The organism is Actinomycetota bacterium, assembly GCA_030684515.1.
Taxonomy (GTDB): Bacteria; Actinomycetota; Actinomycetes; order S36-B12; family S36-B12; genus UBA11398.
In genome coordinates this window covers 124,192-144,553 of the sequence record JAUXVJ010000025.1, presented here as the reverse complement: position 1 = coordinate 144,553, position 20,362 = coordinate 124,192, and the positions used below count along the sequence as shown (strand labels likewise).

At 60.6% G+C, this 20,362-nt stretch carries 16 protein-coding genes; 14 read left to right on the top strand and 2 right to left on the bottom strand.

Annotation, left to right across the window (positions count from 1 at the left end; genetic code table 11):
* On the top strand, positions 1–222 hold a 222-nt coding region (locus Q8M73_11745), incomplete at its 5' end, for a hypothetical protein (protein ID MDP2289223.1).
* Between the two features lie 88 nt (positions 223–310).
* Here the strand turns inward: Q8M73_11745 and Q8M73_11740 are convergent.
* Positions 311–733: a hypothetical protein gene (locus Q8M73_11740; GenBank protein MDP2289222.1), complete on the bottom strand. Its 423-nt coding sequence runs from the start codon at positions 731–733 to the stop codon at positions 311–313.
* 25 nt (positions 734–758) lie between these two features.
* Between Q8M73_11740 and Q8M73_11735 the strand changes: the two genes are divergently transcribed.
* From Q8M73_11735 to trpS, 3 genes are read left to right on the top strand one after another with little or no spacing between them, the layout of a single operon-like run.
* Positions 759–2,714, top strand: a complete 1,956-nt coding sequence (locus Q8M73_11735) for a fibronectin type III domain-containing protein (GenBank protein MDP2289221.1) — start codon at positions 759–761, stop codon at positions 2,712–2,714.
* A 40-nt stretch (positions 2,715–2,754) separates the two neighbouring features.
* A complete protein-coding gene (locus tag Q8M73_11730; GenBank protein MDP2289220.1) occupies positions 2,755–4,077 on the top strand; it encodes a hemolysin family protein in 1,323 nt (440 codons plus the stop codon).
* Between the two features lie 5 nt (positions 4,078–4,082).
* Positions 4,083–5,105: a tryptophan--tRNA ligase gene (gene trpS / locus Q8M73_11725; GenBank protein MDP2289219.1), complete on the top strand. Its 1,023-nt coding sequence runs from the start codon at positions 4,083–4,085 to the stop codon at positions 5,103–5,105.
* Positions 5,106–5,118: 13 nt separating this feature from the next.
* On the opposite strand, the gene Q8M73_11720 is transcribed toward trpS, so the two are convergent.
* Positions 5,119–6,279: a serine hydrolase gene (locus Q8M73_11720; protein MDP2289218.1), complete on the bottom strand. Its 1,161-nt coding sequence runs from the start codon at positions 6,277–6,279 to the stop codon at positions 5,119–5,121.
* A gap of 130 nt (positions 6,280–6,409) precedes the next feature.
* Here Q8M73_11720 and Q8M73_11715 point away from each other — a divergent pair, with 130 nt between their 5' ends.
* The 10 genes from Q8M73_11715 (at position 6,410) to Q8M73_11670 (ending at position 20,361) form a co-directional block, all read left to right on the top strand.
* On the top strand, positions 6,410–7,237 hold the full coding sequence (locus tag Q8M73_11715) for a hypothetical protein (protein ID MDP2289217.1): 828 nt from the start codon (positions 6,410–6,412) through the stop codon (positions 7,235–7,237).
* A 23-nt stretch (positions 7,238–7,260) separates the two neighbouring features.
* Complete coding sequence (locus tag Q8M73_11710) at positions 7,261–9,183, top strand: fumarate reductase/succinate dehydrogenase flavoprotein subunit (GenBank protein MDP2289216.1); 1,923 nt, start codon at positions 7,261–7,263, stop codon at positions 9,181–9,183.
* A 2-nt stretch (positions 9,184–9,185) separates the two neighbouring features.
* A complete protein-coding gene (locus Q8M73_11705; protein ID MDP2289215.1) occupies positions 9,186–9,944 on the top strand; it encodes a succinate dehydrogenase/fumarate reductase iron-sulfur subunit in 759 nt (252 codons plus the stop codon).
* Positions 9,945–10,026: 82 nt separating this feature from the next.
* Positions 10,027–11,949, top strand: a complete 1,923-nt coding sequence (locus tag Q8M73_11700; GenBank protein ID MDP2289214.1) for a methylmalonyl-CoA mutase family protein — start codon at positions 10,027–10,029, stop codon at positions 11,947–11,949.
* Position 11,950: 1 nt separating this feature from the next.
* Positions 11,951–14,131: a methylmalonyl-CoA mutase gene (scpA, locus tag Q8M73_11695; GenBank protein ID MDP2289213.1), complete on the top strand. Its 2,181-nt coding sequence runs from the start codon at positions 11,951–11,953 to the stop codon at positions 14,129–14,131.
* Complete coding sequence (gene meaB, locus Q8M73_11690; protein MDP2289212.1) at positions 14,128–15,132, top strand: methylmalonyl Co-A mutase-associated GTPase MeaB; 1,005 nt, start codon at positions 14,128–14,130, stop codon at positions 15,130–15,132. Before scpA ends, meaB begins: the two co-directional genes overlap by 4 nt.
* Positions 15,133–15,245: 113 nt before the next feature.
* Positions 15,246–16,295, top strand: coding sequence for a BMP family ABC transporter substrate-binding protein (locus Q8M73_11685; GenBank protein MDP2289211.1), 1,050 nt, complete (start codon positions 15,246–15,248; stop codon positions 16,293–16,295).
* Positions 16,296–16,385: 90 nt separating this feature from the next.
* Positions 16,386–17,891, top strand: a complete 1,506-nt coding sequence (locus tag Q8M73_11680) for an ABC transporter ATP-binding protein (protein ID MDP2289210.1) — start codon at positions 16,386–16,388, stop codon at positions 17,889–17,891.
* Positions 17,888–19,084, top strand: coding sequence for an ABC transporter permease (locus Q8M73_11675; protein ID MDP2289209.1), 1,197 nt, complete (start codon positions 17,888–17,890; stop codon positions 19,082–19,084). Before Q8M73_11680 ends, Q8M73_11675 begins: the two co-directional genes overlap by 4 nt.
* A complete protein-coding gene (locus Q8M73_11670; protein ID MDP2289208.1) occupies positions 19,081–20,361 on the top strand; it encodes an ABC transporter permease in 1,281 nt (426 codons plus the stop codon). The genes Q8M73_11675 and Q8M73_11670 overlap by 4 nt, the downstream gene beginning before the upstream one ends.
* Position 20,362: the final 1 nt, after the last annotated feature.

Genomic DNA, 20,362 nt, shown 5'->3' with positions numbered 1-20,362 from the left:
GCGCTGGCTCTGGAGCGCAGCGCGTACGTCGGCACGGCGTCGGCCATCATCGGGGCGATGACCTTCGCTGGGGCTCTCGTGGCCACCCCGTTGCTGGCCATTTTGCCCTTCAATACCGGCCTGACGATGGCTGTGGTCATGACGATCTGCTCAGCCTTGGCGCTGCTGTGCACCGTGCTGTTGGCCAGAGAATCGGCGAAGAACGTTCCCGCTGTCGGTTGAGATCTCCGAGAAGTTCACCTTCGTGGCATGAGCTCGTTGGTGGACTGCCCCTTCTGGTGGGCGTACACTTGTAAAGCAAATTCACCAGTCACGCCGTGGCTGGTCTGGGCTGCAATGAAAAGGGGTGTGCAATGAGTTCCTTGCCCATCCTTGAGCCCGGGAAAGACCCCAAGAAGAGCAGGCGTGCTTGGTCTGTTGGACCTGTGGCGCTGGCACTTGTGGGTGGGCTGCTCGTCACGGGTGTTGCGGCAGCTGCGATCACCATCACGACCCAGGAGCCGATCTGTCCTCCCCTGGCCGGGGTATCCAGCAGCGCCAGCCCGAGCAGTTCGTTCGGCGGTTCGCCCACGCCAACGGCATCACCTTCGGCAAGTGGCACGGTCTCGCCGACCAGCTCTGCCACGGCTGATCCGACTCCAGACACCAGCGGCAGCGCCGCACCAACACCGACTTCATCCTCAGTTGCACCGCAATCCTCGCCGGCCCCGACTGCGTCCCCGCGCGCGGCCACACCGACTTCGAGCAGCCTGCCTGCCGTGGCCGATTCGCAGACTTTGGCCCCCGCTACTCAGGCCCCCGCGACCCAAGCCCCGGCCACCCAGGCTCCCGCGACTCAGGCTCCAGCAGCCGCCGCCTCTGAGAGTCCCTCGGCTACTTCATCAGCGGTGTCCGATCCCGGGCCAACTGCCAGCGGCCAGTCCTTGGCCACGCCCGGGGTGTCGGCCAGTCCCTCGCCCAGTTCAACCCCTGATGGCTGTCCCGAAGAGGGCGATGCCAGCGGGCGCGGGCTTCCTGGCTCCCCAGATGCCCCGACCGAAGTCAAGGCCGCCCCACGTGACGGCACAGTTCTGGTCTCATGGACGGCTCCAAAACTTGAAGGCACCAGCCCCATCACCAAGTACGTGGTGACATCCAAGCCCGGGTCCTTCACCTGCACCGCCACGACCAAGCTCTCGTGTCTGGTCGAGGGGCTGACCAACGGGACGGCCTACACCTTCCGTGTAGCAGCCTTCAACCTCGTGGGCTCCTCGCTGCTGTCGGCAGAGTCCGCCGCTGTGACACCGGCCCCGTCTGACAAGCCAGCGCCGCCGGAAATCACCGATGCAGTTGCTGGCAGCGGTCAAGTCGAACTGACCATGGAGCCAGGCAAGAATGGTGGCTTCCCCGAGTACTACACCGTCTCAATCCATTCAATCAACGGTGAACTGACCGATGCGGCCAAGAAGCAAGCCAAGGCCGCTCAGGATGCTGCTGATGCCTCGGCCACTCCTGCGCCATCCGGCAGCGGCGCGCAGCCGTCCGCCACGGCAGTGCAGCCGTCGGCCACGGCCGTACAGCCGTCATCTTCAGCTGCGTTGCCTCCCGCGAGTGCCCGCCCCACAGAGAACCTGCGGGCAGTTGCAGACAAGGGCACGGCCTCACCGGCCCAGACCCCTGCGGCAACTTCTGAATCTGCACAACCAGACGCCGGCTCCAAAGCAGCGGACCCGGTTTCTGACAAGTTCACCTGCCGCACCATCAAGTCTGATTCCTGCGTGATTGACGGCTTGACCAACGAGGACGAGTACACCTTCACGGCCACGGCCACCAACGATCAGGGCACCTCGGATCCCTCGAAGCCCTCAAAGGCAGTGCGGCCCTCGCGGTTGAAGGGGGCACCCGACACTCCAGAGATCGACGACGTGCTCAATGGAAACCAGCAGGCAATGGTCTCGGCCCTCGTCGACAAGCAGGGCGACAACGACAGCCCTCCGGTGGACACGTACACGATTGTGGCCAGCCCTGGCGGTGCAAGCTGCACCACTGCCAAGAAGGAAGATTCCTGTCTGGTGGCCGGCCTGAGCAATGGCACGACGTACACCTTCACCGCTCGCGCAAAGAACAGTTTCGGGGTCTCCAAGGAGTCCAAGCCATCTGAATCAGTGGCGCCCTCTGTCGAGGCAGGGCTACCAAGCCCCCCAGTGGTCTCCTCACTCAATGGTGGAGCTGGTCTTGTGAAAGTCAGCGTCTCGGCGAGTCCTGGTGGCCGTCCCTCACAGTTCCGCATCACGGCCTCCCCGGGCGGACAGGACTGCATCACTTCCACCGGCTCATGCCTGATCTCCGATCTGGACAATGGCAAGCCGTACACCTTCGTTGCCACCGGCATCAATCGTTGGGGGGAGTCGGCAGCATCTGCACCTTCAGAAGCTGTGACACCAGAGATTCCTTTCACCGTCCCTGAATCTCCCAGTATTGCGGCCGTTGTTGAAGGTGCTACCTCAGTTGAATTGACGGCCAATCCCGGTGGTGGATTCCCGGCAACTTCCTTCACTTTCACAGCTTCGCCCGGTGGCGCTTCGTGCACGACGACCAAGCGTTCGTGCACAATCACGGGCCTGACTGAGGGCACGCCTTACTACTTCACCGTGGTCGGCACCAACAGCGCTGGCAACTCAGAGGCCTCTGCTGCTTCCCGCACAGTGACTCTGGGGCCAGCCAAAACTGCCTAGCGCCAACGTGCACTTGCCGCTGATTCTCTAGAGTGCCTCTATGAGCGGCATCTGGGTCAATGTCGTTGCTGTCCTGTTCTTCATCCTCGTTGGCGCATTCTTCGCCGCAGCTGAACTCGCATTGGTCAGTTTGCGTGAAAGCCAGATCAGCAAGTTGGAGGAGCAAGGCAGACGGGGCCGACGCCTGGCTGCGGTCGCCAAGTATCCCAATCGCTTCCTGGCTGCCGGTCAGGTTGGCATCACCCTGGCGGGATTCATCTCTGCAGGCTTTGGTGCGGCCCAGATTGCGCCGATCATCACTGAACGTTTCGTGGGCTGGGGCATGAATCCCTCGCTGGCGGAGCCGTTGTCATTCATCCTGGTCACTTTGGTGATCGTGTTCTTCTCCCTCGTGCTTGGAGAATTGGTGCCCAAGCGCATTGCCTTGCAGAGAGTGGAGGCCGTTGCGCTGTTTGTTGCCGGCCCAATTGACGTAACAGCGAAGATCTTTCGGCCCTTCATCTACGCCCTGTCGCTGGCAACCGACGCCATCGTTCGACTCTTTGGCATCGATCCCAAAGCTGCCAAGGAGCAGATCAGTGGTGAGGAGCTGCGCGATCTGGTGGCGGCTCACGAAGATCTGACTGAGCAGGAGCGCGAGCTCATCGATGACGTGTTCACCGCCGGTGATCGCGAGCTGCGTGAAGTGATGCTCCCGCGCACGGAGGTCGAGTTCCTGTCCGCCAGCGATTGGGTTGTCGATGCGGCGAAACACGTATTGGATCAACCGCACTCGCGCTACCCCGTGATGCGCGAGGATTCCGACGACATCATTGGCTTCGTCCACATCCGCGACATCTTCGCCCCGACTTCAGAGAATGCCGCTGTCACTGTTGGTGAATTGGTCCGCGAAGTACCTGCGTTCCCGGGCACAAAGGGAGTGCTGTCGACTCTTGCCGAGATGCGCCGTCTTCGCCAGCACCTTGCGCTCGTGATCGACGAATATGGCGGCACCGCAGGCATCGTGACTCTTGAAGACCTCGTCGAAGAGCTCATTGGTGACATTCATGATGAGTACGACGTCGACGAGAGCCGCACTGACGCAGTCCCCACCCGAAATCCGGTGGTCGATGGCCTGATGAATATTGGCGACTTTGCTGATGACTACGGCATTGAGCTGCCAGAGGGACCCTACGAAACGATCGCCGGCTTTGTTGTTGCCTCCCTTGGCCATCTGCCGGAACTGGGCGATCAAGTGCAGGCAGTGGATCACGTGTTCATCGTGGAAGAGCTGGATGGGCGACGACTGGCTCGGGTGCGAGTTCAAGAAGTTGGGGTCATGGACGACCTCGTGGCGGAGCCAGGCACCGCTTTGCCACAATGACCGCCATGTCTTCGCAATCGCATCAACCGCGTCTTTCGCGCGTGCTCTCCGGAATTCAACCTACGGCGGATTCCTTCCAGATTGGCAACTATCTGGGCGCGCTGCGGCAGTGGCTGCAGATGCAGCATGAGAATGATGCGTACTACGTGGTGGTCGATCAGCACGCAATCACCGTTGATCATGACCCGGCTCTGCTGCGGCAGCGCACCCTCGCCTCCTTCGCCCAGTTGCTCGCAATCGGTTTGGACCCTGAACTGTGCACGATCTTCGTGCAAAGCCACGTGCCCGAGCACAGCCAGATGGCGTGGATTCTTGAGTGTCAGACCGGCTTCGGCGAAGCAGGGCGGATGACGCAGTTCAAGGACAAGTCCCAAAAAGGTGGCGCTGATCGATCCACTGTCGGCTTGTTCACCTATCCGATCCTGCAGGCGGCCGACATCCTCGTGTACCAGGCCGACGCAGTGCCAGTGGGGGAGGACCAGCGCCAGCACCTGGAGCTCACTCGTGATCTTGCACAGCGCTTCAACGCCAACTTCGGCGACACTTTGACCGTCCCCAAGGCGATGTATGTCACCGACACCGCCAAGATTGTTGATCTTCAGGATCCGAGTTCGAAGATGAGCAAGTCCAGCCCCGCTGGCTGTGTCTTCCTGCTTGACGATGACAAGACCATCACTAAGAAGATCAAGAGTGCGGTCACAGATTCAGAGCGTGAGATTCGCTTTGATGCCGAGAACAAAGCTGGCGTTTCCAATCTGCTGACCATTCAGCAGGCGCTTACTGGCAAGAGCATTGACCGACTCGTTGCTGACTATGCCGATCGTGGCTACGGCGATCTGAAGTCAGACACTGCTGAGATCGTTGTCGAATTCATCCGGCCCATCCGAGACGGTGTCGACGAGTTGATGTCAGATCCAGCCGAGCTGCAGCGACTGATGGGCAAGGGTGCGCACAAGGCGCGCGCCACTGCCTCCAAGACTCTGGCGGCGGTATACGAGGCCATCGGCTTCGTCAGCATTCCCAGCTAGGTCGTGGTTGCCTTCAGCGATAGCGGCGACGTCGGTTGCGGCTGGCGTTGAACGCAAGCAACAGCACGCCGATGACGGCAAGCACGATCAACGCCAGCCACCAGGAAGGCGCTTGGGCTGGAGCAGTGGGGATCTTCAATGCAGCCTGGCTGATGGCGGCTGAGGCAACAGGATCTGGGGTTCGAGTTGGCTCAGGGTTCGCCGCTGGAACATCGGCTGCCTGCGCTGCAGCCGTGAGCGGTGCAGCAGATTCGCCCGGCAATGGCGTGAGTGGATCAACCAAAGTCCCAATGGGTCGAAGTCTGTCCAGATTCTTGAAGCCCCAGGCAAGCGCATCTTCAGCGGCAATCTTCGTCGACTCCTTGATACCCATGCCGACAAAGATCAGGGTGTGTCCCTTCCGGTTCGCTGCTCCGATGAAGGTGCGACCCGCGTTGCTGGTGAATCCGGTCTTGACGCCTAGCGCGCCTTTGAATCCGCTGGTGAGCATCTGATTCAGGTTGTAGATCGTGTGGCTGCCGCCACCCTTGGACGGAAACTCATATCGCTTGGTTGACACGATCGTGGCGAAGTCGGGTCGGGCCATGGCAGCGCGCGCGATGAGTGCAAGGTCGTAGGCAGTTGACACCTGTCCTGGCTTATCGAGTCCATTTGGGCCCTTGGCCTCGGTGTCAACGGCCTGCAACTGATCAGCGAGAGCGTTCATCTGCGCAATGGTGGTGCGGACTCCGCCATTGGCCTGCGCCAAGGCGATCGCTGCGTCATTTCCGCTTGGCAGCATCATTCCGTATAGCAACTGCTCGATTGTGTACTGCTGTCCGACCTGGAGCCCAGCCTTGGCGCCCTCACTTTGGGCGGCCTTGCGAGTTGCGGTGAATGTGCCAGTTGGATCAAGGCGAGGCAAGACCGTCAGGGCCGTCAACGTCTTGAGCGTGCTGGCAGGAGGGCGAGGTTTGTGGGCTCGCCTGGCTGCGTACACCTGGCCGTTTGTCGCGTCGGCCAGAATCCACGTGCGAACCGGGATCGGTGGAAGCGGAGCTGCCCCGCCTGTGAGATCAACCTGAATCCCTGGCAGGTCCAATTGCTCGCCGCCGAGTCCGGCGGCACTGGCAGGTGTGAAGGTGAGCCCGAAAGCCAGACATCCGGCCAGACCCGCCACCACAAACTTGCGCATAGTGGGGCCATCGTAATCCAGGCAAGGATTTGTGATGAAGTTCGCACAAGGGCCACCCCGCGCCCCTGGTTTCGAGCCCTATGATGCGAAACGCAGTATTTCGCGTTTGATCTTTCGAAAGGTCTCACAAGTGAGTAGTTCACTCGACATCCCGCCTGCTGGCACGGCACCAATTCGGACCAAGGCGAAGATCGGGGTCAGAACTCTCCGCACCGACCGCTGGTGGCTGATGCCACTGGTGACCGTCATCGTGCTGACCAGTTTCGTCATCTACTCAACTTGGCGCGCCTTTGAGAACGCGTACTACTTTGCCGAGCCTTTGATCTCTCCGCTGTACGCCCCGTGTTTGTCATCGTCATGTCCTGAAGGAGCCCAGTTCTTCTGGACCCCCTTCGGCGATCTGCAGATCTTCGGCATGACGATCTCCCCAGCGCTGTTCATCCTGATCATCCCGCTGGGCTTCCGCCTGACGTGCTACTACTACCGCAAGGCCTACTTCCGCTCATTTTGGATGTCACCGCCCGCCTGCGCCGTCTCGGAGCCGCACACCAAGTACACGGGCGAGACTCGCTTTCCGCTGATCTTGAACAACGCGCACCGCTGGTTCTTCTACCTGGGGCTGCTGCTCAACGTTGTGCTCACCTACGACGCGATCATCGCCTTCCGTAACGCTGAAGGCGCGTGGGGACACATGAGTGTCGGCACGCTGATTCTTGTCGCCAACGCAACGTTCCTTTGGTTGTACTCAGTCTCATGCCACTCCTGCCGCCATGCCATGGGTGGACGTTTGAAGCACTTCTCCAAGCATCCGGTGCGTTACAAGGCGTGGACGTTGACCAGCAGGCTCAATGGCAGTCACGCACGCTTCGCTTGGATCTCACTGTTCGGCGTGGCCCTCACCGACCTCTACGTCCGCCAGGTCGCAAGCGGAGCCATCACGAATTTCTACTTCTTCTAAGCCACCAAAGGACACTGACTCTCATGGAAAACATCGAGCGCATCGAGCGGTACAAGTTTGACGTTGTCGTCATTGGCGCTGGCGGAGCTGGTCTTCGTGCGGCAATCGAGGCACGCGCAAATGGCAAGAGCGCCGCAGTGCTCAGCAAGTCCTTGTTCGGCAAGGCGCACACCGTTATGGCTGAGGGCGGCATCGCTGCATCCATGGGCAATGTCAATGATCGTGACAACTGGCAGGTGCACTTCGGCGACACCATGCGTGGTGGCAAGTTCCTGAACCACTACCGGATGGCCGAGCTGCACGCCAAAGAAGCTCCTGAGCGCGTATGGGAGCTTGAGGCTTGGGGCGCGCTGTTTGACCGCACCAAGGACGGCAAGATCAGCCAGCGCAACTTCGGTGGCCATGAGTACCCACGCTTGGCGCACGTCGGCGACCGCACTGGTCTTGAAATGATCCGCACCCTGCAGCAGCGCATCGTTGCCCTGCAGCAGGAAGACAAGAAGGCCAGCGGCGATTTCGAGTCCGGGCTCAAGGTCTTTGCAGAGTGCTCGGTCACCAAGATCTTCATGACCGGCGAGGGCGAAGATCGTCGCGTTGCTGGCGTGCTGGCCTATTGGCGTCCAAGCGGCACCTTCGTACTCTTTGAGTCAGAATCCGTTGTGCTGGCCACCGGCGGCATCGGCAAATCTTTCAAGGTCACAAGCAACTCCTGGGAGTACACCGGCGACGGCCACGCAATGGCTTTGGAGTGTGGTGGCTCGCTGGTCAACATGGAGTTCCTGCAGTTCCACCCCACAGGCATGGTGTGGCCACTGAGCGTCAAGGGCCTGCTGGTCACTGAGTCGGTGCGCGGTGATGGTGGAGTCCTGACCAACTCAGAGGGCCGCCGCTTCATGTTCGACTACATCCCCGACGTCTTCAAGAGCAAGTACGCGACCACTGAAGAAGAAGCAGATCGCTGGTATACCGACCCCGACAACAACCTGCGTCCGCCAGAGTTGCTGCCGCGAGACGAGGTTGCGCGTGCGATCAACTCCGAGGTCAAGGCGGGCCGCGGATCGCCCCATGGTGGGGTGTTCCTGGACGTCTCCAAGCGACTGCCGGCGGATGTCATCAAGGCCAAACTTCCTTCGATGTGGCACCAGTTCAAGGAATTGGCCGATGTCGACATCACTTTGGAGCCGATGGAGGTGGGACCGACCTGCCATTACGTCATGGGAGGCGTCGAGGTCGACCCCGACACTCAAGCGGCTATCGGCGTCCCCGGGCTGTTCGCGGCCGGTGAGGTCGGTGGCGGTCTGCATGGCTCAAACCGCCTTGGCGGAAACTCGCTGTCTGATCTGCTCGTCTTCGGGCGCCGTGCCGGTCAGTTTGCTGCAGAGCATGTGGACCAGGTACGTGGAGCCGGAAAGCAGACCCAGGTCAGCGAAGCCGATCTGCAAGAGGCACTCGACTGGGCACTGGCCCCTTTCACCCGAGTTGAGGGTGAAAGCCCGTACGCCATTCAGTACGACTTGCAGGACACCATGAACGCGCTCGTCGGGATCATCCGAACCAAGTCGGAGATCGAAGAGGCGCTGGTCAAGATTCAAGAGTTCAAGACACGCATGGCGAACATGAAGGTGGTCGGTGGTCGGGCATACAACCCGGGCTGGCACCTGGCACTTGATCTTCCCAAGCAGTTGCTGGTCTCGCAGTGCGTAGCCATGGCAGCACTCGTCCGCGAGGAGTCGCGTGGTGGTCACACTCGCGATGACTTCCCCGAGATGAGCGATGAGTGGCGCAAGGTGAATCTCATCGTGCGCGCCGAAGGCCAGGACGTCACGATCGAGAAGCAGGATCTGCCGACCATGACCTCTGAACTGGCGGCTCTGTTCGACGAATCCGAGCTCAGCAAGTACATGACTCAAGAGGAACTCGACTCACTAGTGGTAAGGACACTCTGACTATGGGTTACACGGCGAAGTTCAAGATTTGGCGTGGCGACAATGGCAGTGGCGCCCTTCAGGACTACTCAGTTGAGGTCAACGAGGGCGAGGTCGTGCTTGACGTCCTGCATCGCGTGCAGGCCGAGCAGGCAAATGACCTCGCCATCCGCTGGAACTGCAAGGCCGGCAAGTGCGGCTCATGCAGCGCAGAGGTCAATGGCAAGCCGCGCCTGATGTGCATGACACGCATGAACACCTTCGAAGAGGAGCAGACCATCACGGTCACGCCACTTCGCGCATTCCCGGTCATTCGCGACCTCGTCACCGACGTGTCCTTCAACTACAAGAAGGCCCGTGAAGTGCCCTCCTTCCAGCCTCCCGTTGGGCTCAAGCCAGGCGAGTTCCGTATGGAGCAGAAGGACGTTGAGCGCAGCCAGGAGTTCCGCAAGTGCATCGAGTGCTTCCTGTGCCAGAACACCTGCCACGTTGTCCGCGATCACGAGGAGAACCACGAGGCCTTCGCTGGTCCTCGCGTACTGATGCGTGTTGCTGAACTCGACATGCACCCTCTTGACACCTTGGATCGCAAGGAGATGGCTCAAGACGAGCTCGGATTGGGCTACTGCAACATCACCAAGTGCTGCACAGAGGTCTGCCCGGAGCACATTCACATCACTGACAATGCGCTGATTCCTCTCAAGGAACGCGTCGCTGACGTGAAGTACGACCCAATCCGTTGGCTGGGCAGCAAGATCGGTGTACGCAAGAGCTCTGATTGATTTCACAGCATGGGTAGGCATTTGCACTGACTTCAACAGTCTGCTGCCCACCGCGCGCTGTGCGTGAGTAATCTGGCCCCTTGTGACTTCCGTGAATGGCCTGATCCTGGCCGCAGAATTTGATGAGCCCACCCGCGAGGCCTGGATGGTCGAGGTCGACAAGGCGATCAAGGGCGGTGACTTCGACAAGATCCTGGTCAGCACCACTCTCGACGGCATTCGGATTGAACCTCTCTACACCGCTGAGGACGTCGCTGTTGAGTCCGATGAATCAGGATTCCCGGGCTTGGCGCCACTGACCCGCGGCGGCCAGATTGAACCCCGCGTGGATGGTGCTTGGGATATCCGCGCCTGTATTGCGCATCCAGACATGGCCGTGGCCAATGCACAGGTGTTGACCGAACTGCGCAATGGCGCCACCAGTTTGGAACTGCACCTGGATCTCGCTGGTGAGGGCGTTGGCATCAGTGTTCGCTCCGAGGCCGACCTTGCGCGGGTACTCGATGGCGTGATGCTCGACATCGCGCCGGTGTCGCTTCGGGCTGGCGCCTATTCGATCATCGCGGCCGAGTGGCTGAACTTGATTCTGGCTGCTCGCAAGGTTCGCGGAGTCCAGTCGGCTGGGTGTCTGGGCATCGATCCCTTCAGTGCGCTGATGGCAAGGGGCGATGTCCCGCAGGGCCTTGGCGAGGCGATCATCGAGGGCGTGGCCTTGGCGCGTGCGTCCACGACGCCCAGATTGCGCGTCTTTCGGGCTTCGGCAACCGTTGTTGCTGACGCTGGTGCAAGTGAGGGCCAGGAGCTGGCCTTCCTCCTGTCCTCTGCAACGACCTATCTGCGGGCAATGGTCGAGGACGGCATCGACGTCGCGACTGCCGCGAGCCACATCGTGCTCGAGCTCTCCGCTGACGTCGACGTGTTCGCGACCATTGCCAAGACCCGCGCCCTTCGTCATTGCTGGGCAACGGTGCTTGAGTCAAGCGGTCTCACCTTGGATGCACAGCATCCAAGGCTGGTGGAGGTGGCCGCTCAAGCCGGTGGCCGCTGGCTGACGGTTGTTGACCCGTGGGTCAACCTGCTGCGGGGAACCTCTGCTGCCTTGGGCGCAGTGGTCGGCGGAGCCGATGTCCTGACCGTTGCCGCCTTCGACGGAGCCGAAGGTCTTCCCAGTGATCTGGGTCGACGACTGGCCCGCAACACCCAGCTCCTGCTGCAGGATGAGTCCGGCATCGGTCGGGTGCTGGATCCGGCCGGCGGCAGCTACTACGTGGAGAGCCTCACCGACAGTTTTGCGGCAGTGGGCTGGAAGCAGTTCCAGGCAATCGAGGCGGCGGGCGGGCTCGCAGCAGTGCTGGCCTCCGGCAGCTTCCAGGCTGAAGTCGCAAAGACCGCCGCCACGCGAGACAAGCTCATCGCCAACCGCCGCCAGCCACTGACCGGTGTCAGTGAGTTCCCTCAGATCGGCGAGCGTCGGCCTGAGGCCACCAATTCGCCAGTCCCCGATGTGCGAGCTGGGATCCGCGTTCCCGGACCCGGCCCGGCGACCACTGCGACGCCACTCCCGCCCCGTCGACTGGCTGAGCCCTATGAGGCGCTGCGCGCCGCCGCGGAGGCAGCAGCAAGCAAGCCCACGATCTTCCTGGCCAACATTGGTACCGGCCCCTCGTATGTCACGCGGGCAACCTTCTCCAGCAACCTGTTTGCCACCGGTGGTGTCGATGCAGTTGGCGACGGTGGCTACGCCGATGCCGCAGCGGCAGCGGAGGCCTTCAAGGCTTCGGGCGCACAGGCCGCTGTCATCTGCGGGACCGATGCTGCCTATACCGAGCAAGGAGTGGCCTATGCCCAGGCGCTGAAGGCCGCTGGTGCCAGCTTCGTCTACCTGGCCGGACGTGCAGGTGATGCCAAGGATCAGTACGAGGCCGCCGGCATTGACGACTTCGTCTATATGGGAGTCGATGTGCTTTCCACCCTGCAACGCCTACACACCAAGTTGGGAGTCTGAGATGGCGACCGTTCCTGATTTCAGCGGTATCGAGCTCAGTCCGCGCAAGGCCGCCAGCGATCACGCGGCCTGGGCTGACGCGGTCGCAAAACTGACCGGTTCGGTTCCCGACAAGCTCGTCTGGGAGACACCCGAGGGCATCGATGTCTCACCGCTGTACACCGCGGCCGATCTTGAAGGACTGGACCACCTTCGCACCCTTCCGGGTCTGGCTCCCTTTCTGCGGGGTCCGTATCCGACTATGTACGTCAACCAACCGTGGACCGTGCGTCAGTACGCAGGCTTCTCAACTGCGCGTGATTCCAATGCCTTCTACCGACGCAATCTCTCGCAGGGGCAAAAGGGGCTGAGCATTGCCTTCGATCTGGCAACCCACCGTGGCTATGACTCTGATCATCCGCGGGTAGCCGGCGACGTCGGCATGGCCGGTGTGGCCATCGACTCGATCCTGGACATGCGTGAGCTCTTCGACGGCATCCCGCTCGGCGAGATGAGTGTGTCGATGACGATGAACGGTGCTGTGCTGCCGATTCTGGCGCTCTACATCGTTGCTGCTGAAGAGCAGGGTGTGCCAACTGAGAAGCTTGAGGGCACGATCCAAAACGACATCCTCAAAGAGTTCATGGTGCGCAACACCTACATCTATCCGCCGACACCGTCGATGCGCATCATCTCCGACATCTTCGCGTACACCTCGCAGAAGATGCCCAAGTTCAACTCCATCTCCATCTCGGGCTACCACATGCAAGAAGCAGGTGCCACGGCTGATCTCGAACTGGCATACACCTTGGCCGACGGCGTGGAGTACATCCGGGCAGGTGTTGCAGCCGGCTTGCCAGTGGATTCCTTCGCTTCGCGTCTGTCCTTCTTCTGGGCCATCGGCATGAACTTCTACATGGAGATCGCCAAGCTGCGCGCAGCCCGACTGATCTGGGCCAAGCTCGTCAAGGGCATGGAAGCCAAGAACCCGAAGGCGCTCGCGCTGCGGACACATTCACAGACCTCCGGATGGTCCTTGACTGCGCAGGATGTCTACAACAACGTGATGCGCACCTGCGTTGAGGCAATGGCAGCAACTCAGGGCCACACCCAGTCGCTGCACACCAATGCTCTGGACGAAGCTCTCGCGCTGCCCACCGATTTCTCGGCGCGCATCGCACGCAACACGCAGTTGTTCCTGCAGCAGGAGTCAGCCACCACTCGCGTGGTTGACCCCTGGGGTGGCAGCTACTACGTGGAGAAGCTCACGCGTGAACTTGCCGAGAAGGCATGGGCGCACATCCAGGAGATCGAAGAACTCGGTGGCATGACCAAGGCGATCGAGGCCGGTATCCCCAAGTTGCGCATCGAGGAGGCCGCGGCTCGTACCCAGGCGCGTATCGACACTGGCCGTCAGGCCGTGATTGGCGTGAACCTGTTCCAGCCAGAAGAGCCTGAAGACATTGACGTGCTCAAGATCGACAACAAGGCAGTGCGTGAGGATCAGCTCGCCAAGCTTGTTCGACTGAAGGCGGATCGCACTCAGGCCGATGTGGACGTCGCACTTGCGGCAATCGAGGAGGCAGCCCGCGAGGGCAGCGGCAACCTGCTGGAACTGGCGGTCAACGCTGCCCGGGCGCGCGCCACGGTGGGCGAGATATCGATGGCGCTGGAGAACGTCTGGGGCCGCCATAAGGCGGAGATTCGCACGATCTCAGGCGTGTACCGTCAGGAGATGGGCGAGAACGACGAGACCGTAGGTCGCGTGCGCACCCTCGTGGACAGCTTTGAGAAAAAAGAAGGGCGTCGTCCCCGTCTGCTCGTTGCCAAAATGGGCCAAGACGGACACGACCGGGGGCAGAAGGTCATCGCGTCGAGTTTTGCTGACCTTGGCTTCGTCGTGGACATCGGACCGATGTTCCAGACTCCCGAGGAAGTTGCCCGTCAGGCAGTGGAAGCCGACGTCGACATCGTTGGAGCATCCTCCCTTGCCGCCGGACACCTGACCTTGGTGCCGATGCTCAAGGCTGCGTTGGCTGACATGGGACGTCCCGACATCATGGTGGTCGTGGGTGGCGTGATTCCGCCCCAGGACTTTGACGCGCTGTACCAGGCCGGTGCGGCGGCGATCTTCCCTCCTGGGACAGTCATCTCCGCGGCGGCTGAGAAGCTGCTGCAGCAGTTGCTCGAATCGCGTGCATGAAGCAACCGCTGCCGCCGACTGCGGAGCTCGCTGATCTGATCCGTGGCGGGGATCGCATGTGGCTGGCTCGTGCGATCACCTTGATAGAAAGTCGCAAGGCAGACCACCGGCAGCTGGCGGCAGAGCTCTTGACGGCGCTGATGCCCGATACCGGCAAGGCGGATCGCATTGGTCTGACTGGCGTGCCTGGAGTAGGCAAGTCCACCTTCATCGATCAATTCGGCACCAATCTCACGGCCCAAGGCCATCAGGTGGCAGTGCTCGCAGTTGATCCGACTTCGTCGCGCACTGGCGGAGCCATCCTTGGTGACAAGACGCGGATGCAGGATCTGGCCGTTGACCCCAATGCCTTCATTCGCCCATCTCCTGCAGGCAGCTCGCTGGGCGGGGTAGCGCGCAGCACGCGCGAGACCATGCTGCTGTGCGAGGCCGCTGGATTCGACGTGATCATCGTTGAAACAGTCGGCGTCGGACAAAGCGAGACGACAGTTGCAGAGATGGTTGACATCTTTGTTGTGCTGATGCTGGCCGGGGCCGGTGACGAACTGCAGGGCATCAAGAAGGGCGTGCTGGAACTCGCCGATCTGATCGCGGTCAACAAGGCCGATGGCGACAATGTCAAGAAGGCCAAGCTCGCAGCCTCTGACTACCGTCGAGCCATCCGACTGATGACTCCAGAATCCAAGAACTGGACTCCACCGGTGCTCACGTGCTCGGCCGTGGAGAACACCGGTCTCATAGAGATCTGGAATGAGGTCGTTCGGCATCGCGAAATCAAGACTCTCAGCGGCGAACGTGAGCAGCGTCGACATGAGCAGCATCTGCGCTGGATGTGGTCGATGATCTCAGATCGATTGCTCGACGAATTCCGAGAATCGCCGAAAGTGCAGTCGCAACTTGATCGCATCTCAACAGCGGTGCGCAAAGGTGAACTGCCGGCGGCGGTGGCAGCTGACAGTCTCCTCGAGGCCTTCTTGGACAACGACGCGCCGCGCTCATAAGGCGCGAAAAAATGCCCGCCCGAACGCTCGGCTTCACGTCTGTGCCCCACTAGGGTAGAAACAATCGCTTCATCCCGATGCTCTAGTACGAGAACACTCCGAGGGGGAGATGCATGAAAACCAATCTGAAGATCGCCGCGGCTTTTGTCGCCGTGGCAGCACTTGGTCTGGCGGGCTGCAGCAGCAGTACCGACAGTGCCGAGCCATCCTTCAAGGCCTGCCAGGTCACAGACACCGGCGGCGTCGATGACAAGGGTTTCAACCAGACCGCATACAAGGGTGTGACTGACGCTGCAGAGCAGCTCGGTATCCAGGGCTCAGTGCTTGAATCACAGGCCGAGACCGACTACGCAACCAATATCCAGTCCTTCGTCGACCAGGGTTGCAACATCATCATCACCGTGGGCTTCCTGCTTGGTGACGCAACGGCAACGGCCGCTAACGCCAACCCAACGGTGCCGTTCAGCATCGTGGACTACGCCTATGACGAAGGCGTCATCAAGAACAACAATGTGCTGGGTCAGATCTTCAACACCGATGAGGCCTCCTTCCTCGCTGGCTACCTCGCAGCGGGAATGTCCAAGACCGGCACCGTTGGCACCTTCGGTGGTCTGAACATCCCAACCGTGACCATCTTCATGGACGGCTTCTACAACGGCGTTCAGAAGTACAACGCTGACAACGGCAAAAAGGTCAAGGTCCTGGGCTGGAATCCCAAGACCAAGAAGGGGCTGTTCACCGAGAACTTCGAGAAGCTCGATGACGGTCGCACCTTCGCCCAGAACCTTGTTGACGAAGGCGCTGACATCGTGATGCCAGTTGCCGGTCCTGTTGGCCTTGGCTCAGCAGCATTGGCAAGTGAACTGGGAGCAGACAAGCTCATGATCATTGGTGTTGACGCTGATCAGTTCCTGAAGGACAGCGCCAACAGCGGCGTGTACCTCACTTCGGTCCTGAAGAACATGGACGTCACCACGTTCGACGCCATCAAGTCTGTCTTTGATGGCACCTTCAAGGGTGGGACTGTCGTAGGCACACTCGCCAATGGCGGTGTCGCTCTGGCTCCGTACCACGACTTCGAGGCATCGGTGCCAACTGAGTTGCAGGATCAGATCACTGCATTGCAGACCGGAATCATCGACGGCACGGTGAAGGTGAAGTAGCACTACTGGAGGTGGGCGGGGTTCGAGACATCGGATCCCGCCCACCTGCATATCCGGACAGGCATCTTTGTAAGACGAGGGAGGGTGGCGATGGATCTCGAATTGCGCGGTATTCGCAAGGAGTTTCCAGGTGTGCTCGCCAATGATGACGTCAGCCTCGTCGCTCGCTCCGGAAAGGTCCTTGCACTCATCGGCGAGAACGGTGCCGGCAAGAGCACCCTCATGAATGTCCTCTCCGGGATCTACCGCCCAGATGCCGGCGAGATTCTTCTCGACGGTGTGGCCCAGAGCTTCCATGACCCAGGCGCCGCTATTGCTGCTGGCATCGGCATGGTCCATCAGCACTTCATGCTCGTGCAGATCTTCTCGGTTGCCGACAATGTCGTGTTGGGAGTGGAGCCCACCACCTTTGGCGGCGTCATGGACCGCAAGCGGGCACGTACTGAAGTACGAGAGATCTCCCAGCGCTATGGCCTGGCGGTCGACCCAGATGCGATCATCGAAAGCCTTCCCGTGGGTATTCAGCAGCGAGTGGAGATCATCAAGATCCTGTTGCGTGGCGCCAAGGTCATCGTCTTTGACGAGCCGACTGCAGTGTTGACCCCGCAAGAAGTCGAGGAGTTCTTCAGTATCGTCGCCGAGTTGAAATCCAACGGTGCGGCCATCATCTTCATCACCCACAAACTCAAAGAGGCCCTGGCAATCGCCGATGACATCACGGTGCTTCGCGCTGGCAAGGTGGCCGGGCACGCCGACCCGAAGACCGCAACGCCAGAAGAACTTGCAGCGCTGATGGTCGGCCGCGATATTGATCTGTCAGTCGACAAGGCTCCGGCCAAGCCAGGTGCCACTGTGCTCGAACTCAACGACGTCACAGTCACTGATGACTATGGTCGCAAACTGCTGGACTCGATCTCGATGACCGTTGCGGGTGGCGAGATCGTGGGCATCGCTGGAATCCAGGGCAACGGCCAAACTGAGCTCGTGCAGGCCATCACCGGACTCCAGCAGATAGAAACTGGCAAGGTGATATTTGAAGGCCGCGATGTCACCAAACTCAGTCCGCGCAAGCTCCATCAAGCCGGCATTGCGCATGTGCCCGAAGACCGCAACCACATGGGCATGGTGGGCTCGTTCAGTCTGAGTGAGAATCTCATCCTGGATTCGTACTACAGCGATGCGTTCTCCCGTGGCATGCAGTTGCATCGAGACGCCATTCAGGATTCGGCAGTTGCCTTGGTCAAGGCCTACGACGTGCGTCCGCCGAACATCGACAACACTGGTGATGCCCTTTCCGGTGGCAATGCCCAGAAGATGATCGTTGCCCGCGAGTTCAGCCGCGATGTGCCGCTTGTGATCTGTGCTCAGCCGACACGTGGCATTGACGTGGGGTCAATCGAGTACATCCATGAGCAGATCGTCCGCAAGCGCGATGAAGGCAAGGCCATCTTGATTGTCTCGACTGAGCTTGATGAGATCTTCTCCCTGGCCGATCGCATTCTGGTGATGTACGACGGAGAGATTGTGGCTGAGCGCGTCACCAGTGAAACTACGCCAACCGAAATCGGATTGTTCATGGCAGGAAACCACGCATGAGCCAGCAGACTCCAACGCCGCCACCTGAAGCGGGATCGGGCCCGCCAGTCATCACCGAGGAATCGCTTAAGCACGATCGAGGCTTCGTGCAGCGGCTGACTACCAGCGTCAACTGGCGCACCGGCATCTTAATTCCATTCCTCTCAGTCGTCACGGCCCTGTTGATCGGCCTGGTGATCATCGTGCTGAGCGGCTCTTCACTCAGCGAGGCGCTTGAGGCCTACGGCGCACTTCTGCAGGGCTCTGTCGGCTCGGTCAAGGCCATCTCTGAAACCCTCACTGCCGCAGCTCCGCTGATCCTTGTTGGCCTCTCCGTGGCACTCGCCTTCCGTGCCGGCCTATTCAACATCGGCGGCGAGGGCCAGATGGCCATCGGCGGCATGTTCGCTGTTTTCGTTGGCTTCAGCTTCACCGGACTGCCATTGATCGTGCACCTTCCCCTGGCGATCATCGCCGGACTCATCGGCGGCGCGATATGGGGCTTCGTTCCCGGCATCCTGAAGGCCAAGACCGGCGCGCATGAAGTGATCGTGACGATCATGATGAACTACATCGCCGTTCTGCTTGTCGGCTATCTGCTCAAGACCACGCTCTTTCAACGCGAGGGACGAAGCGATCCGGTTTCACAGACGATTCAGGACAGCGCGAAAATGCCGCAGTTGCTCGACTGGATCGATCCGTCGATGCGCATCCACTTTGGGCTGATCATCGCTCTGCTCGCGGCCGCTTTCGTGCACTGGCTGCTCTTTCGCACCACCACGGGCTTTGAGTTCCGAGCCGTCGGCGCGAATCCTGCAGCGGCCAGATATGCGGGCATGTCGGTTGCACGCGTCTACGTCCTGGTCATGGTGATTGCAGGTGGACTCGCGGGGCTCGCCGGAGGTGGGCAGGTGTTGGGCGTGCTTGAGCGCGTGACACCGGGCTTCACTGCCGGCGTTGGCTTTGACGGCATAGCCGTTGCGCTGCTCGGACGCTCGAACCCGGTCGGCGTCGTAGCGGCCGCAGTCCTGTTCGGCGGCCTACGTGCTGGCGGTCAGCAGATGCAGGTGTCCACCGATGTCGGCATCGACCTCATCTCAGTGATCCAGGCCTTGATCATCATCTTTGTCGCAGCGCCCACGCTCATCAGTTCGATCTACCGTTTGAAAACCCCGGTGGCGTCCACCCAGATCAGCAAGGGCTGGGCATCATGACCGCCGCCGTGGAGTCATACGAGATCACCGGTCGCAAGACCAAGATCCTCTCGCGATCGCAGATCCGCAAGGCGCGCATCTCTGGCGTTGCGCTGTTCTTGATGGCTGCCGTGATCATGTTGGTGTTCGTGCCAGCAGTCAGTGGGGTCTCCACCTTCGGTGTCAGCACAGTCACTGACTTCATCCAGCTCAGTCCGATCTCAGTGCCCAGCGCCGGTTCATTGTGGATCCTGTCCGGCGTCCTGGCATTTCTGGGCACCACTCAGTTCATGCGCGGCTTCCAGACAAGGACGACGATCTTCCTGGGGATCGGCTTTGGCGTGTTCGTGCTCGCGATGATGGTCTGGGCATCTTCAGGTCAGCAATTCAGCCTGGTCAGCATGCTGACGGCAACGGTGGCCCGCTCCACACCGATTGCGCTGGGCGCTCTGTCGGGAATCCTCTGCGAGCGCTCGGGCGTGGTGAACATCGGCATCGAGGGCATGCTGCTTGGCGGAGCCTTCACGGGCGTGGTGATGGGCTCGATTCTCGGCGGCTGGATAGGCCTGATTGCAGCCACCTTGACGGGCGGCATCCTTGCGCTGCTGCTCGCAGTGCTGTCAGTCAACTTCAGAGTCGACCAGATCATCATTGGCGTGGTCATCAACATCCTCGTGCTCGGCCTGACGTCGTTCCTTACTTCGCAGTTGCTGATCAAGAACCCCAGCCTCAATGACGCTCCGATCTTCCCGGCAATCAAGATCCCGGTCCTGGGCGATATCCCGATCATCGGTCCGATGTTCTTCAACCAAACCGTCATGGTCTACGGGATGTTCCTGCTCGTGGGCTTGACGACCTTCTTCCTGTTCCGCACACGTTGGGGACTGAGGACCCGAAGTGTGGGCGAGAACCCGAAGGCCGCAGACAGCCTTGGCATCAGCGTTGCCAAGGTTCGCTACCTCGCTGTGATCTACGGCGGCATGGTTGGTGGCTTCGCCGGTGCCTGGTTCACGCTGGGAACCGTGGGTCGTTTTGATGAAGGAATGACCGGTGGTCGCGGCTTCATCGGACTTGCGGCGATGATCTTTGGTGGTTGGAATCCGATCGGCGCCTTCTTGGCCTCGCTGGTGTTCGGCTTCTCCGATTCCCTTCAGCAGAAGTTCGCGGTACTGGACACTCCCATTCCAACGGAGTTCCTGGCCATGGCGCCGTACCTGGTGACGATCATCGTGGTTGCCGGGCTCGTGGGCCGGGCTCGACCACCGGCCGCTGACGGCCAGCCCTTTGAGAAGCAGTGAG

Bases quoted from the DNA above. Each gene is read 5' to 3' on its own strand.
- Q8M73_11670 (MDP2289208.1), top strand. From the start codon at position 19,081: ATGACCGCCGCCGTGGAGTCATACGAGATCACCGGTCGCAAGACCAAG.
- Q8M73_11675 (MDP2289209.1), top strand. From the start codon at position 17,888: ATGAGCCAGCAGACTCCAACGCCGCCACCTGAAGCGGGATCGGGCCCG.
- Q8M73_11710 (MDP2289216.1), top strand. From the start codon at position 7,261: ATGGAAAACATCGAGCGCATCGAGCGGTACAAGTTTGACGTTGTCGTC.
- trpS (MDP2289219.1), top strand. From the start codon at position 4,083: ATGTCTTCGCAATCGCATCAACCGCGTCTTTCGCGCGTGCTCTCCGGA.
- Q8M73_11705 (MDP2289215.1), top strand. From the start codon at position 9,186: ATGGGTTACACGGCGAAGTTCAAGATTTGGCGTGGCGACAATGGCAGT.
- Q8M73_11680 (MDP2289210.1), top strand. From the start codon at position 16,386: ATGGATCTCGAATTGCGCGGTATTCGCAAGGAGTTTCCAGGTGTGCTC.
- Q8M73_11685 (MDP2289211.1), top strand. From the start codon at position 15,246: ATGAAAACCAATCTGAAGATCGCCGCGGCTTTTGTCGCCGTGGCAGCA.
- Q8M73_11720 (MDP2289218.1), bottom strand. From the start codon at position 6,279: ATGCGCAAGTTTGTGGTGGCGGGTCTGGCCGGATGTCTGGCTTTCGGG.
- Q8M73_11730 (MDP2289220.1), top strand. From the start codon at position 2,755: ATGAGCGGCATCTGGGTCAATGTCGTTGCTGTCCTGTTCTTCATCCTC.
- scpA (MDP2289213.1), top strand. From the start codon at position 11,951: ATGGCGACCGTTCCTGATTTCAGCGGTATCGAGCTCAGTCCGCGCAAG.
- meaB (MDP2289212.1), top strand. From the start codon at position 14,128: ATGAAGCAACCGCTGCCGCCGACTGCGGAGCTCGCTGATCTGATCCGT.